Annotated in this window: 15 protein-coding genes, 1 tRNA gene and 2 pseudogenes; 9 read left to right on the top strand and 9 right to left on the bottom strand. The window is 71.3% G+C overall.

Annotated elements, in window-relative coordinates; translation table 11 throughout:
* The coding region (locus JNW89_RS13230; RefSeq protein ID WP_238449161.1) for a PrsW family intramembrane metalloprotease at nt 1-1381 on the top strand (1381 nt) is incomplete at its 5' end.
* A 13-nt stretch (nt 1382-1394) separates the two neighbouring features.
* Here the strand turns inward: JNW89_RS13230 and JNW89_RS13235 are convergent.
* Both JNW89_RS13235 and JNW89_RS13240 read right to left on the bottom strand, forming a co-directional pair.
* Nucleotides 1395-1562 (bottom strand): hypothetical protein, encoded by a 168-nt coding sequence (locus tag JNW89_RS13235; protein ID WP_238449162.1) that lies wholly within the window; start codon nt 1560-1562, stop codon nt 1395-1397.
* A 98-nt stretch (nt 1563-1660) separates the two neighbouring features.
* Nucleotides 1661-2008 carry a co-chaperone GroES gene (locus JNW89_RS13240; protein ID WP_238449163.1) on the bottom strand — a complete coding sequence of 116 codons (348 nt, stop codon included), beginning with the start codon at nt 2006-2008 and terminating at the stop codon, nt 1661-1663.
* 159 nt (nt 2009-2167) lie between these two features.
* Between JNW89_RS13240 and JNW89_RS13245 the strand changes: the two genes are divergently transcribed.
* The 4 genes from JNW89_RS13245 to JNW89_RS13260 all read left to right on the top strand — a co-directional run bounded on the left by JNW89_RS13245 (nt 2168) and on the right by JNW89_RS13260 (nt 5032).
* A complete protein-coding gene (locus tag JNW89_RS13245; protein WP_238449164.1) occupies nt 2168-3466 on the top strand; it encodes an AI-2E family transporter in 1299 nt (432 codons plus the stop codon).
* 273 nt (nt 3467-3739) lie between these two features.
* Nucleotides 3740-3813: transfer RNA gene (locus tag JNW89_RS13250), tRNA-Ala, on the top strand.
* Nucleotides 3814-3922: 109 nt separating this feature from the next.
* Nucleotides 3923-4399: a DUF4279 domain-containing protein gene (locus JNW89_RS13255; RefSeq protein ID WP_238449165.1), complete on the top strand. Its 477-nt coding sequence runs from the start codon at nt 3923-3925 to the stop codon at nt 4397-4399.
* A 243-nt stretch (nt 4400-4642) separates the two neighbouring features.
* On the top strand, nt 4643-5032 hold the full coding sequence (locus JNW89_RS13260; RefSeq protein ID WP_238449166.1) for a hypothetical protein: 390 nt from the start codon (nt 4643-4645) through the stop codon (nt 5030-5032).
* 94 nt (nt 5033-5126) lie between these two features.
* Here JNW89_RS13260 and JNW89_RS13265 read toward each other — a convergent pair whose 3' ends face one another.
* Nucleotides 5127-5348, bottom strand: coding sequence for a hypothetical protein (locus JNW89_RS13265; protein ID WP_238449167.1), 222 nt, complete (start codon nt 5346-5348; stop codon nt 5127-5129).
* A 585-nt stretch (nt 5349-5933) separates the two neighbouring features.
* On the opposite strand from JNW89_RS13265, the gene JNW89_RS13270 reads away from it, so the two are divergent.
* Entirely contained in the window at nt 5934-6533 is a 600-nt protein-coding gene (locus JNW89_RS13270; RefSeq protein ID WP_238449168.1) for a hypothetical protein, read from the top strand.
* Here the strand turns inward: JNW89_RS13270 and JNW89_RS13275 are convergent.
* On the bottom strand, nt 6530-7138 hold the full coding sequence (locus JNW89_RS13275; RefSeq protein WP_238449169.1) for a hypothetical protein: 609 nt from the start codon (nt 7136-7138) through the stop codon (nt 6530-6532). The genes JNW89_RS13270 and JNW89_RS13275 overlap by 4 nt on opposite strands.
* Before the next feature lie 131 nt (nt 7139-7269).
* Between JNW89_RS13275 and JNW89_RS13280 the strand changes: the two genes are divergently transcribed.
* Together JNW89_RS13280 and JNW89_RS13285 are read left to right on the top strand one after the other, a co-directional pair.
* On the top strand, nt 7270-7614 hold the full coding sequence (locus JNW89_RS13280) for a VOC family protein (RefSeq protein WP_109801669.1): 345 nt from the start codon (nt 7270-7272) through the stop codon (nt 7612-7614).
* 336 nt (nt 7615-7950) lie between these two features.
* Nucleotides 7951-8571 (top strand): VOC family protein, encoded by a 621-nt coding sequence (locus tag JNW89_RS13285; protein ID WP_238449170.1) that lies wholly within the window; start codon nt 7951-7953, stop codon nt 8569-8571.
* A gap of 23 nt (nt 8572-8594) precedes the next feature.
* On the opposite strand, the gene JNW89_RS13290 is transcribed toward JNW89_RS13285, so the two are convergent.
* The 4 genes and pseudogenes from JNW89_RS13290 to JNW89_RS13305 form a co-directional block, all read right to left on the bottom strand.
* Complete coding sequence (locus JNW89_RS13290; protein WP_238449171.1) at nt 8595-9476, bottom strand: redoxin domain-containing protein; 882 nt, start codon at nt 9474-9476, stop codon at nt 8595-8597.
* Between the two features lie 25 nt (nt 9477-9501).
* The gene (locus JNW89_RS13295) at nt 9502-9696 is read right to left on the bottom strand and encodes a general stress protein CsbD (RefSeq protein ID WP_238449172.1); all 195 of its coding nucleotides are present in this window, start codon (nt 9694-9696) and stop codon (nt 9502-9504) included.
* A gap of 183 nt (nt 9697-9879) precedes the next feature.
* On the bottom strand, nt 9880-10716 hold the full coding sequence (locus JNW89_RS13300) for a hypothetical protein (RefSeq protein ID WP_238449173.1): 837 nt from the start codon (nt 10714-10716) through the stop codon (nt 9880-9882).
* Between the two features lie 305 nt (nt 10717-11021).
* Nucleotides 11022-11673 (bottom strand): annotated as a pseudogene (locus tag JNW89_RS13305) (4'-phosphopantetheinyl transferase).
* A gap of 250 nt (nt 11674-11923) precedes the next feature.
* Between JNW89_RS13305 and JNW89_RS13310 the strand changes: the two are divergent.
* A complete protein-coding gene (locus JNW89_RS13310; RefSeq protein ID WP_238449174.1) occupies nt 11924-12193 on the top strand; it encodes a hypothetical protein in 270 nt (89 codons plus the stop codon).
* 41 nt (nt 12194-12234) lie between these two features.
* Here the strand turns inward: JNW89_RS13310 and JNW89_RS13315 are convergent.
* Nucleotides 12235-12862: pseudogene (locus JNW89_RS13315) on the bottom strand (peptidase); the annotation flags it as partial.

Below are 12862 nucleotides of genomic sequence, written 5' to 3' on the forward strand. Positions count from 1 at the left end.
GTCGGGTGGAGCCCTGCCCCGGATGCCGCTGCGCCGGCTCGGCTGGCGGCGGGTCCTGGCGCTGGCCGGGGTGGTGCTGCTGATCGCGGCCTGCGCGGTCTACATGCTCTTCGTGCTCGGCTCCAACCTCGGGCTGGAAGCGCTGCTCATCGGCCTGGTGGCGGCGATCCTGCCGGTGCCGGTGCTGGTCGCCTGCTTCCTCTGGCTCGACCGGTACGAGCCGGAGCCGCTGAAATACCTGATCTTCTGCTTCGCCTGGGGCGCCTTCGTCTCCACCGCCGCCTCGCTGACCGTCAACGAGACCGCGGCCGGGCTGTTCAAGGACTGGGGGCTGCCGCAGGCGCTCACCGGCGTGCTGGTGGCGCCGTTCATCGAGGAGCTGACCAAGGCGCTCGGCCCGATCCTGCTGCTGGTCTTCCGGCGGCGGGAGTGGTCCGGCATCACCGACGGCCTGGTCTACTGCGGGCTCTCCGCGGTCGGCTTCGCCATGGTGGAGAACATCCTCTACCTGGGCGGCTACGGCTACGCCACGGGCGCCGACCAGTGGGGCCCGGCCACCGGCTTCCGGCAGGTGTTCGCCATCTTCATCACCCGGATCCTGCTCTTCGGCTTCGCCCACCCGCTGTTCACCTCGATGACCGGGGTCGGGCTGGGCATCGCCGCGCGGACGGCGGACCGCCGGGTGCGGGTGCTCGCGCCGGCCGCCGGCCTGCTGCTGGCGATGATGCTGCACGGCACCTGGAACCTGATCCCGACGCTGGTGCAGGCCACCGGCGAGCTGGTGATCTTCATGTACGGCATGGTCGCGCTGATGGTGCCGATCTTCTTCGGCATGGTCGGCTTCGCGGTCTGGCTGCGGGCCTGGGAGGGGCGACTCACCGAGCGGACGTTGCCGGACTACGTCCGGGCCGGCTGGCTCAGCCCGCCCGAGGTGGCGGCCCTGGGCAGCCTCGGCCGGCGGCACGCCGCCCGGGTCTGGGCTCGCCGGGTCGGCGGCGACGCCGGACTGCGGGCGATGCGCGGCTACCAGTTCGCGGCCACCCGGCTGGCGCTGCTGCGCGACGGGATGCGCCGGGGGCTGGACCGCAAGGCGGCCGACCGGGAGCGCACCGTGCGGGAGGAGCGGGAACTACTGGAGGCGATCGCCGCGTACCGGGCGTTCTTCGTCGGGCGTGACCCGCAGGCGCCGGTCGGGGTCTGGGACGGGCAGCGCTACCACCTGCGCTTCCCGGACGGGTCGCAGCGGGCGGTGGACGCCCCGGACTCCCCGGTGGTGCCGATCCCGGTGGTGCTGGCCCCGCCGCCGCTGCCGGCCGGCCATCCCCCACCCGGCTGGTACGGCCCGCCCTCGGCCGTGCCCTGGGGGCCGGGCCGGGCGTGACCCGGCGGCGCGGTCAGGTCATCATGCTGGTGAGGAAGTCGCCGAGTCCCTGGGCGATCGCCATCAGCGCCGCCCCGATCCCCTTGAACATCTGCGCGGCGCCGTCCGGCCGGAACGCCATGAAATAGATCAGGAAGGCGACGAAGCCCCAGAGCAGCAGCTTCTTCACGAATACCGGCATCGTCCCTCCCCAGGGCGCTGGACGTGCCTGGCTTCCCGCCGGGAAGCCCCACAAACGGCGACACGCCCCGCCCGCAGGCGCGGCCGGTGCGCGCCCCGCTACAGGTAGAGGCCGGTGTTGCCGGTGGACTCGGTCTCCACCCGCTCGGCGGCGACGGCGTGCACGTCGCGCTCGCGCAGCAGCACGTACCCCCGGCCGTGCAGCTCGACCTCCGAGCGTTCGTCGGGGTCGAAGAGCACCCGGTCGCCGGAGACGATCGCGCGGACGTTGGGTCCCACCCCCACCGCGGTCGCCCAGGCCAGTCGCTTGCCCACGGCGGCCGTGGCCGGGATCACGATGCCGGCGGTGGAGCGGCGCTCACCCTCGCTGCCCTCCACCCGCACCAGCACGCGGTCGTGCAGCAGGCGGATCGGCAGGCCGGAGTCGAGGTTCTGATCGGCGGTCACGCGAAGACGCTACCGCGTGCCCGGGGGCGGTCGTCGCCGTGGTTGAGCGGTGCTGGGCGGGGGCAATGTGTGGCGGAACTGCCCTACGGTGTCGCTGTCGGACGTACCCTGTCCGGACCGTCGTCCTGGGCGGCCCGGTTTCATCCTGAGGAGGTGCGCTTGAGCCGCTTCGAGCGGGTACGCGGTCGACTCCGCCGCGCGTACGAGTCCGGGCGGGAGTCGGTGCGCTCCGGTCGTTCCGCCCCCGACGACGTACCCGAGGAGGCCCGGGTCGCCTCGCCGGCGTCCCCGGGGCCGGCCGCGCCGAGGTCGGCGACGGTGGTCGGCGCGGAGCCGCCCGCCGCGATGCACACCTCGACCAGCAGCCGTGACGACGAGGACGTGCCGCACGCGCTGCGGATCGCCGCCGCCTGGTCGTGGCGGCTGATCGTGATCGGCGTGGTCACCTGGGCGGTGCTGAAGATCGTCGGCACGATCAGCATCGTGATCATCCCGCTGGCGGTGGCGCTGCTGCTCTCGGCACTGCTCGCGCCGGCCGTCGGCTGGCTGCTCAGGGCGCGCTTCCCCCGGTCGCTGGCGACGGCCGTGGTGCTGGTCGGCGGCCTGGCCGCGGTGGTCGGCACGCTGACCCTGGTGGTTAACGAGTTCATCCAGGGCGTGCCGGAGCTGAGCGAGAAGTCGTCGCAGGGCGTCCGGCAGATCCAGAACTGGCTCAAGACCGGCCCGCTGCACCTCTCCGACGGCCAGTTGGAGCGGTACATCGACGAGGCGCAGGCCTGGGTGAACGGCAACACCGAGAAGTTCACCAGCGGCGCGATCTCCACCGCGAGCACGCTGGCCGAGGTGCTCACCGGCACCGTCCTGGTGCTCTTCGCCACCTTCTTCTTCCTGCGTGACGGCAACAACATCTGGCGCTTCCTGGTCCGGCTGCTGCCGGTGGCCGCCCGCTGGAAGGTCGACGACGCCGGCCGGGCCTCCTGGGCCACGCTCGGCGCGTACGTGCGGGCCACCGTGCTGGTCGCCTTCATCGACGCGGTCGGCATCGGGATCTTCCTGGTCATCTTCGACGTGCCGTTCGCGTTCCCGCTGGCCGCGCTGGTCTTCCTGGGCGCGTTCATCCCGATCGTCGGCGCCGCGCTCTCCGGCATCGTGGCGGTGCTGGTGGCGCTGGTCGACAGCGGCCCGGTGACCGCGTTGATCATTCTGGGTGCGGTGATCGGGGTGCAGCAGGTCGAGGGGCACATCCTCCAGCCGCTGATCATGGGCCGGGCGGTGGCCATCCACCCGCTCGCGGTGATCATCGGGATCGCGGCCGGCGTGGTGCTGGCCGGCATCACCGGCGCGCTGGTGGCGGTGCCGCTGATCGCGGTGCTCAACACCGCCGTCCGTCGGCTGGCCGCGCGTACCGTCCCGGACACCCCGCCAGACGCGGTGGTGGTGGCCTCCCACGCGCCCTGACCACGCAGACCCGCACAACGGGCCCGTCCCTTCCCGGGGGCGGGCCGTCGCGTGTCTCGGGCCGTGCCTCCTCGCCGCCCGCACCGCCGTTTGCGGCGTGTTGCGGTGTTCGGTGGCGCGGACACCGCAACACGCCGCATCCCGAGTCGATCTTCGGGCGCAGCCCGTCGGCGCGCCGGGGGTGGATTCGCGGCGGGCAGGGTGGACCTGTTAGCCTTGTCGCCGGCCCGCCTGGTGAAAGCCAGGTGGGACCGAAGCCGGTTCGCCGGCGGAGGGGTTGTGGCGCAGTCCGGTAGCGCACCTCGTTCGCATCGAGGGGGTCAGGGGTTCGAATCCCCTCAACTCCACCCAGTTCAAAGGCCGTTTCCGCTAGTCGGAGACGGCCTTTTTCGATCTTGTACAGCGACAGCAAGAAACCGCAGCGCCCAAGGCGTCTGTGTTGGGTAGGGTCCGCCGGTGATCGTCTCGCAATACGTGTACTTCGCGCTGAGCTCCAACCAGCTGTCGGCCGCCGAGATCACGGCGAGGCTGGGCATCGAACCGGACGAGATCGTCGTTCGTGGCAGCCGTGTGGCTTGCCCGCCCAGGCCCACCCGTCACCGATGGAAGATCACCTGTCGCAAGCGTGGATTGACGGTGGACGAACAGCTCAAGCGGGTTGTGGATCGGCTCTTCGACCATGCGGAACGCATCGGGGAACTGGCCGTGGAACTGGACAACGTCGATGGAGAGCCGGGCGCGAGCCAGCTGCAAGTCGTCCGTGTGTTCGAGCATCCGGACGGCGAGGGAGAAGACCTGACCAGCCCGGTCGAAGGACTGGAGAAGCTCCCCGGGCAGCACCAGTTGCTGGGCTGGCACGTCGACGCCCGGGTGTTGGAGTTCCTTCGACTGACGCGAGCAGAGCTTGACGTGGACGAGTATGCCTACGGATGAGGCTGGTTCCGGTTGCAGGAACTGCTTGCCGAGGTGCTTGAGTGCCTTTTTCGTCGCTTCCGAGGCCACCTCGCTGTAGCCGGCACCAGGCAGTCGAGGGATCGGCAAGCGTCGATCATCTCTTCGCCCCTAGCGGTCGCCGTGCTCGTTGCGTGTCCAATCCAGCAGTCAACATCGGCCCACAGCGCGAAGACGGGACGGTCGGGTGACGACGAACGCCTGCCAGTCGACCATCATTTCGCCGTGACCACGGTAAACGGCAGCCCGGAGGGCGCCGAACCCGCAACCATCCATCCCCGCACCCGGGCGATGCGACTCGGGGTGGTGATCCCCCTCGCGATCGTCAGCGTTCTGCTCCTGGCGGTATACGCGTTCGACCTGCTCTACTTTGCTTCGGCGCTCACTGGCCCCGGTCCCCACCCCTGCGATCCCGCCATCGACGGATGGGGAGTCTGCTGGCGTCCGGAGCAGCGGACCTTCTGGATCGTGACCGCTGCGGCTAGCGTGCCGGCAGCCATCTGCCTCGTGATGTCGCTGATTCGGCTCGACCTGACTCGCCGCTGGTGGCCCTGGCCGGTGGCGACAGCGCTGCTCCTCCTCGCCGGTGGGCTGGCGCTGGACCAGGTTCCCTGACGCCGAGTGCCAAGGACGTGGTGGTCGAGGTTCAGCGGTAGGTGCCAGCCGGCAAGCGGCGCGCAAGCGTTGGGACGGCAACACGGCTGATGGGTCATCCGCCCTGCGGAGCACCCTGCCAGCGCCATTCCTTCAGTTGCGGACGTCCCGGCAGTTCGATCCGGCCGGTGGACCAGCGCAGCGCCGCCCACGGGTCGACGGTGGCCAGTTCCTGCGCCGCTTCCGGAAACAGTCGAGCGAGTACCCGAGTGCAGACGTCGCGCGGGGGATCGATGGCAAGACCCAGGCCCTGGGCGATGTCATCGCCGTGCAGCAACGTCTCCGCGCACCCCATCGCGGCGAAGCCCTCCGGATCGGCTTGGCCCGTGGGGTGGTAGGCCCGAACATCCGGTCCGGACGTGCGGACCGTGGCTGCCAGAATGCGGCCACCGCCAGCGGACCTGGCCGGACACGGCGGTTGATCCGTGGGCCGCGAACAGGCCGTAAGCCGTTATCAGGGCGGGTCCACCGTGCAGCACGAGCGGTTGGCATGCGATGGGTAGAGCTACGGGATCGTCTCCCACTACGGGAACCGGGCCTGAGACCGGGCCAGGTCGCCGCCGCAGCATGGTCTGACATCTCCGACCGACATCGAATGTGCAGATCAGGGTGATGCCCCGGACTCCGGGCAACGGCACGCCACAATCGGGAGGGAGGTGGTTGGTGTGTCCAGGCGTACGAAGGAACCTCCTCGCGGCTGGCAATTCTGGCGCCGAGCGTTCTGGACGCGGCCGGCGCTCCTTGTGCTTTACGGCTTGCTGGCGGGCGCGCTCGGACTGTTGGCGCTGGTCGACGTCCCGGACGGCATCCGCGACGCGATCGCGATGCGGCGAGGGGTGGAGTGCCCGCGGGGACCATGCGGGTGGAGCCGGATGTCGATCCGCCGAAGGGCTGTCTCGAGCGGATCCCGGTCACCTTGTCCGGCCCCTGGCACAGTCGTGGCCCCGGCAGTGACTGGCACCTGATGGTGGAGCGGGACGCTGAGTACGTGCTGTTCGCCGAGGCCGACGTCCCCACCTCGGGCAGCCGCAGGCTCAGGGATGAGGCAGAGGCAGAGGCGTTGCTGTGGGAGGGCAGCCCCGTGGCGATCGAACTGCCGGCCGGCGATCGGGTCGAGACCGAGGCCTGGGGCCACCGCGGCTGGTTGCAGACCCTGTTCCTGGGGATGTTTGCCGCCTCCGGTCTGCCCATGCTGATCGAGGCTGCCCGGCTCAAGCGCGGTACCGCAGACGGTTGGTGGTCAGTTCGGGGCGAAAAGGTGGGACTGATGGTGTTGAGTCCGCTCATGGGAATCGCGTGCCTGCTGGCGATCCCGTCGATGCTCGGGCTCGTGCCGCTGATGCTGGGTCTGCGCCTGCACTCGGTGGCGGTCGTCGCCCTCCTCGGTCTCGGTCTCGTCGTATTCGCCGTGATCAAAGGAGGGACAGTGCGTGCCCGTCCGGACGTCGAGGGCTGCTCCTAAGCGGGCTGGGAGATCGACTCGCGGTTGATGTAGGCGACCTGGGCGGCGAAGGCCACCAGAGCCAACACCGTGCCGACGCCGATCGCGAACCCGGGCGACAGCCCCGCGAGCCCGGCCAGCAGCGTGACCGAGAGCCCCACCAGTAGCGCGTTCACCGCGCCCACCATCGCCGCCGTGGTCAGCAACAGCTGCGCCCGCCGGGGCGCGTTACCGACCGCCGCCCAGGTCGCCCGCATGATGCCCTCGCCCTGCACCGCGTCGGCGAAGAAGTCGTGCTCGCCGGCCAGCCGGCGATGGTAGTACGCCCGGATGCGCTGAATCCGCGCGAGATCCAGCTCGTTCTCCACCATGTTCTGCACCAGCCGCAGGAAGGTGAGCAGTCCGGTGATCACCAGCGTCGGCAGCACCGCCCCGAGGTACGGCCGGACGAGCGCGGCGTTGCTGGCGACGAAACCGAGCCCGATCAGCGCGGCAGAGAGCATGGACAGGAAGACGGTCGCCCGACCCACCGACTCGGTGACGGTCGCGCTGCGCGCGGTCTGAAGCACGAAATGCTCGGTGGTCAGGGCGGTGAGCAGCGCCTGCTCGCGTTCCCCGTCGTCCATGCATCTCACCGTCCGTGGGTTGACCAGGGGTCATCCGTGGCTCAACTCGCCGGCCTCCCGCTCGGTCACGCGGCGGCCTTTTCTGGCGAGATTGGCGCTGCCACGTCGGGCCTCCGCATTATGGTCGGTGAATGATCAATGGTGCTCATGTGATCATCTACAGCCGCGACCCAGAGGCGGACCGCGCCTTCTTCCGGGACACGCTCGGCTACCACCACGTCGACGCCGGCCATGGCTGGCTCATCTTCAAGCTGCCGCCGGCCGAGCTCGCCATGCACCCGACCGAGGGCGAGCCGGCCCACGAGCTCTTCCTCATGTGCGACGACGTCGCGGCGACCATGGCCGACCTGGCCGCGAAGGGCGTCGAGTTCACGATCCCGGTCACCGAGGAGCGGTGGGGGCTGCGCACCGCGCTGCGGCTGCCCGGCGGCGGCGAACTCGGTCTCTACGAACCGCGCCACCCGGTCGCGATCTGACCCGCCGGCTCGGCAGCCGGCCGGGGCCGACGGAAGGGCAGCCCAGCAGCGAAACCCAGAGTAGCGACCGTGGCCAGGAATCACCTTGAATCGCAGCTCGACAACTGCTCGGCCGGCAGAGGACGCGATGCCGCGAACCAGACACCCCGCAACTGCCGAAGCAGTAGCGTCGTCAGCGAGACCCTGCCTCACCGGCGGCCTCCGCACACGCGGCAGCCCGTCTGACGGCGCGCCCGGCCATTGGCGCAGCGCCCCGGCCAGGAAACCAAGCCGGGGAAGTCGCACGACGCCGCCGGGGAGATCCATGTCGTCCTGACTCAGCCCACGGAGGCCGCGATGAGCCCGAAAACCGACGCCGGCGGGACACCGAACATCCGGGACGTCGACCTGAAGCTCGAGGTCGTCGTCATCCCGGTCTCGGATGTCGATCGCGCGAAGGAGTTCTACGGGCGCCTCGGGTGGCGGCTCGACAAGACACCGCCCGGCGTCGTCCAGTTCACGCCGCAGGGCTCCGACTGCTCCGTGCAGTTCGGCCCGAACCTCACGGCGGCCGCGCCCGGTTCGGCCAAGGCGTACCTGATCGTCTCCGACGTCGAGGCGGCCCGGAACGCGCTGGTCGCCGCCGGTGTCGAGGCGAGCGAGGTCTTCCACATTAGCCCCGAGGGGCCGGTGGACGGTCTGGATCCCGAGCGCCGCAGCTACTTTTCGCGCGCCACGTTCAGCGACCCGGACGGCAACAACTGGCTGCTTCAGGAGATCACCACCCGACTCCCCGGGCGGATCCAGGCCGCCGCGACGTCGTACACCTCTCCGAACGACCTGGCGGGCGCGCTCCGACGGGCGGCGGCCGCCCACGGCGAGCACGAGAAGCGCACCGGCCAGGCGGACCCGAACTGGCCCGACTGGTACGCGGAGTACATGGTGAGCGAGCAGTCGGGCGCGGAACCGCCCAAGTAAGCCCGGGTAAGCAGCAGCAACGCTCACGGGCCGAAGGTGAAAACGAAAGCGCGAAGACCGGGCTGGCTGGTGCCGAGCGTCAGCAGGTGATCGTCCCGCGACGCCCCGGCGACGAGCCGGATCATGCCCGCCCGGTCGACGCGGGCCACCGCGTCCGAGTCGACGTCGTCGCCGCGCTCGTCGCCGATCGGGTTCCCGTCGAGCAGCACGTCGATCGCCGCCTGTCCGGACGGACCGGGGTCCACGACGAGGTTCACCTCGCCGGCGTTGAAGGGCAGGGCGAGCTCGCCGGTGCCGCTGGTGAGTTCGACGTACTCGCCGCTGGTCTCCCAGTCGCCGGTCAGGGCGAAGGTGCCCGGCTCGGCGCGGTGCGCGCCGACGTACGTCTCGGGTGTGACGCCGAGGTAGGAGGGCTCCCCGGTCGTCGCGAACGCCATCGCCTCGGGGCTGACCGGCGGCAGCTTCGTGCCGGGCGCCCTGACTTCGATCAGCCGCCGGATCTCCGACTCCACGCGCTCGTAGCTGCCCTCGCCGACCCATTGGTCGACCAGTAGTCCGTCCGCGTCGAAGAGGTACTTCGCCGGCCAGGCGTTGTTGCCGAGGGCCCGCCAGATCTTGAAGTCGTTGTCGATCGCGATGGGGTAGGAGAGCCCGTGATCGCGGATCCCCCGGTCGATGTTCTCGGCATGCTTGCCGAACTCGAACTCGGGCGCGTGTACGCCGATGACGACCAGACCCAGGTCGGCGTAGTCGCGGTGCCACGCCTTGACGTACGGCGACGTGCGGATCCAGTTGATGCAGGTGTACTCCCAGATGTCGAGCAGGACGACCCGACCGTGCAGGGCGTCGGGAGCCAGCGGCGGCGAGTTCACCCACCGCTCGGCCATCAGGTGAGGAATTCGCATGGTCGGCTCTCCTCAACCGGAGTCGTCAGCTGGTGAAATCGCCCCTGACGTCCCGGGCGTCCTCCTGGACGTGTTCGCCGGATTCCCTGCCCTTGATCTCGTCGCGCTTGGCCACCCGTTCCGCCTGCCCCCGCTCGTCCTGGTTCATGTCGCCCAGTTGGGCCCGGGCAGGGCCGGCCACCTGCTCGACGCTGTCCTTCGCCCGTTCGGTGGAACTCATGCCGCCCCCCTTGTCGGTTGGTGAACCAGTCGCGCTGTCCGCGCCTCCCGCCCCGCGTCCCCGTCCGCCATGGCGGGAAACCCCCGGCGACCGCCGAGAAGGCTGCCGACGACCTGGTACAGCCAGGAAAGGGGACGGGCCGGCTCCCACGATGGGGAGCGGCCCGCGACGGAACCGGGGAGGTCACGGCTTCCAGGAGCCGGCGGCCTCGAACTTGTGCTGGTACTCGACGACGCCGTTCTTGTCCTTGACGTCGAAGACCACCGCGCCAGCGCGCTTGCTGCCGGCGTGGATGCCGCTGCCGGAGTCGAGCATGTCGCCGCCGCAGCCGGAGAGCGCGCCGGCCAGCCCGTTGACGGTGGTGCCGTCCTCGGCCACCCACTGGAAGTAGAACGGGTTGATCGACGCCTTGCCCTTGGTGACCGTCGCGGTGACGTCGGCGATCAGGTAGAGGCCCTTGTCCGGGGCGGGGGCGTAGGAGCGGCAGCCCTTGGTGGAGGTGGAGAACTTCCGGATGGTGATCTCGATGGTGCCCTCGTCGTCCTCGATCACCAGGGTGTCGCCGGGCTCCATGTTGAAGGTCTCGCCGTCGGCGGCCGAGGCGGACGCGGAGGGCTTCGTGCCGGGGAAGGCCGGCGCGGCGGTGGTGCGCGGGGTGGGCAGGGAGCGCTCGATCTCCTCCGCCTTGTCGGCGGCCTTCTTGCCGCCGGCGACCAGGGCGGCGATGCCTCCGCCGCAGCAGAGCAGGAGCAGCACGGCGACGATGATGCCGATGATGACCCACGGCTTCTTCTTGGAGCCGGACTGCACGGGCGGGCCGAGCGGCTGGCCCGGCGCAGGCGGGTAGCCGGGACCGGACACCGGCGGGTAGCCGCCGCCGGACACCGGCGGGTACGGGGCGCCGGAAACCGGCGGCATCGACGCGTTCGGGTCGTACTGCGGGTACGGGCCGCCGGAGACGGGCGGCTGCGGGGCGCCCGACACCGGCGGGTACGGCGCGCCGGAGGTCGGCGGCTGCACGGCGGTCGGGTCCAGTCGGCGCGTACGGGGGCTGGGGGGCGGTCGGGTACTGCGGCGCGCCGGAGACCGGCGGCAGGGGCGCGGTCGGGTCCGCGGGGTACTGCTGGTGCGGCACCGGCGCCGTGGGATACGGGTCGACGGGCGGCTGGTTGGGGTCCTGCGGCCCGTAAGGGGGCTGGGGCTGGCTCACCGTACTCCTCGGCACTTCGGCTGCATCGGGAACTCTTCGACGCTAGTCGGTGCGGGCAACGCGGAATTGTCTCGGGTCCGACCCGCCGTTCGTCGATCCGGACCGGGCCGAACGGTCAATGCGTCAGCACGGCAGCGGTGCGCACGAGGTCGCCCTCGACGACGAAGCGTCCGATGACGACGGACGGGGGGTCGACCACGGTCGCCGCCGCCACCCGCACCGGGTCGATCCGCGCGGTGAACGTCCCGGCGTCCGGGTCCAGCTCGACGGTGGCGTCCTGGAAGTCCAGCCAGGAGCCGACCACCGGGTGCCAGACCTTGTAGACGGTCTCCTTCGCGCTGAACAGCACCAACGGCCAGGACGTGCCGCCCGGCAGCCGGGCGCAGCGCTCCTCCTCCTCGGGGCGGCAGATCAGCCGGCGTACCCCCTCGTTGAGCTCGCGGTGCCGCTCGGCGTCCATCCCGATGGACCGCACGTCGGTCGCCGGGCGACGGCGGCGGCGCAGTAGCCGCGGGTGTGGGTGATGGTGCCGACCAGCCCGCCGGCCAGGCGGGGGAGCGGTCGGCCGCCGCCGGGACCGCCAGCTCGGGCAGCCCCAGCTCGGCCATCGCCCGCCGGGCGCAGACCCGGCCGGCGGTGTAGTCGCGCCGCCGGCTCTCCACCGCGCGCGCCCCGAGACCGCTCTGCTCGGCGGGGAGCAGCTCGCCCGCCCAGTCCGTCGGCCCGGCCACCACGACCGAGACGGTCGGCGGCAGCAGGTCACGCATCACCACCCCCTTCAGGTACGACGACAGTCTGACCCGTTCGACGGTGGAGGCGACAGGTGGCGGTGCGCCCGCCGGGCGAGCACCCGCTCGGCGGAGAGGTTCGTGACGGCCATCGACGGTGAACGTACCGCAACCGCGTAACGCCGGAGCGTTCCGTAGCGCTGTTAGGGCGTCGCGGGGGATCTTCCGGCGTCCGCGCTGTCGACGCGGCGGGCCGGTGCCAGGTACGACCATCCGAAAGGAAGTGACGATGACCGGTGCCCCGGCACCCTCGGGTTCCCACCCCGACGAGCACGTTCCGGTGACACCGGCGTGGACCTGCGACTCCTGCGGCGAGGAGTGGCCGTGTCCGACCAAACGCGCCCGGCTGCTCAGCGAGTACCAGGTGGACCGCGCCTCGCTCAGCGTCTACCTGGGCTCCTGTCTGGCGGCCGCCACCGCCGACCTGCGCGCCGCGCCGGTGTCGTCCCTTCAGGACCGGTTCATCGGCTGGGTCCCCCGGGGACCGGTCACGACCTGAGCGCGGCGGTGGCGCCCCGGTCGGGCGGCCACCGCCTCCGGTCAGGGCCGGCGGGGACGGCGGGTCAGCGCGAAGCCGACCACGCCGGCCACCGCGGCCAGCACCCCGCCGACCGCGCTCCAGATCCACCGGGAGCCGAGGTCGCAGCCGGTCGCCGAACCCGCCGTCCGCCTGCTCGGCCGGGGTCGCCGTCGGCTCCGCGGTCAGCACGGTGCCCGCCCTGGTGTTCGGCACCAGGGGAGCCTTCATCTCGCCGTCGTCGCGCGAGCCGTCGCCGTCCGCGCTGACCAGCAGGTCGACGTCGACCGGGAGCCCGAGGTCGGCCTCGGGCAGCTCGGTCACCGACAGTCGGACGTAGTACGTGCCGGGCAGCGGATCCGCCGACCACGGCTCGGCCCAGGAGCGCACCTGGCGCAGGGTGCAGCCGAGCGACACGCTGCCGGTCGCCGCGTCCACCGTCGGGGTCTGCGCCCCGGCGGTGCAGGACTGCCGGCGGCGCAGCCCGTCGAAGACCTCGACCGTCCAGGTGGCCGCCCCGGTGCGGGCCTTTGGCAGCGACACCGTCGCGGTGATCTCGTGCCGCTGGCCGGCCGAGGCCGGGAACGACCAGTAGAGGTGGTCGCCGGTGGAGGCGCCCACCCGTACCGGCTGGCCGGCGGCGATGCCGGT

The sequence above is a fragment of the Micromonospora sp. 4G55 genome (assembly GCF_016803375.1).

Excerpts from the sequence above, each read along its gene's own strand:
- JNW89_RS13235 (WP_238449162.1), bottom strand. The coding sequence starts at position 1,562 with ATGCCGGTATTCGTGAAGAAGCTGCTGCTCTGGGGCTTCGTCGCCTTC.
- JNW89_RS13275 (WP_238449169.1), bottom strand. The coding sequence starts at position 7,138 with ATGGACGACGGGGAACGCGAGCAGGCGCTGCTCACCGCCCTGACCACC.
- JNW89_RS13280 (WP_109801669.1), top strand. The coding sequence starts at position 7,270 with ATGATCAATGGTGCTCATGTGATCATCTACAGCCGCGACCCAGAGGCG.
- JNW89_RS13285 (WP_238449170.1), top strand. The coding sequence starts at position 7,951 with ATGAGCCCGAAAACCGACGCCGGCGGGACACCGAACATCCGGGACGTC.
- JNW89_RS13290 (WP_238449171.1), bottom strand. The coding sequence starts at position 9,476 with ATGCGAATTCCTCACCTGATGGCCGAGCGGTGGGTGAACTCGCCGCCG.
- JNW89_RS13295 (WP_238449172.1), bottom strand. The coding sequence starts at position 9,696 with ATGAGTTCCACCGAACGGGCGAAGGACAGCGTCGAGCAGGTGGCCGGC.
- JNW89_RS13310 (WP_238449174.1), top strand. The coding sequence starts at position 11,924 with ATGACCGGTGCCCCGGCACCCTCGGGTTCCCACCCCGACGAGCACGTT.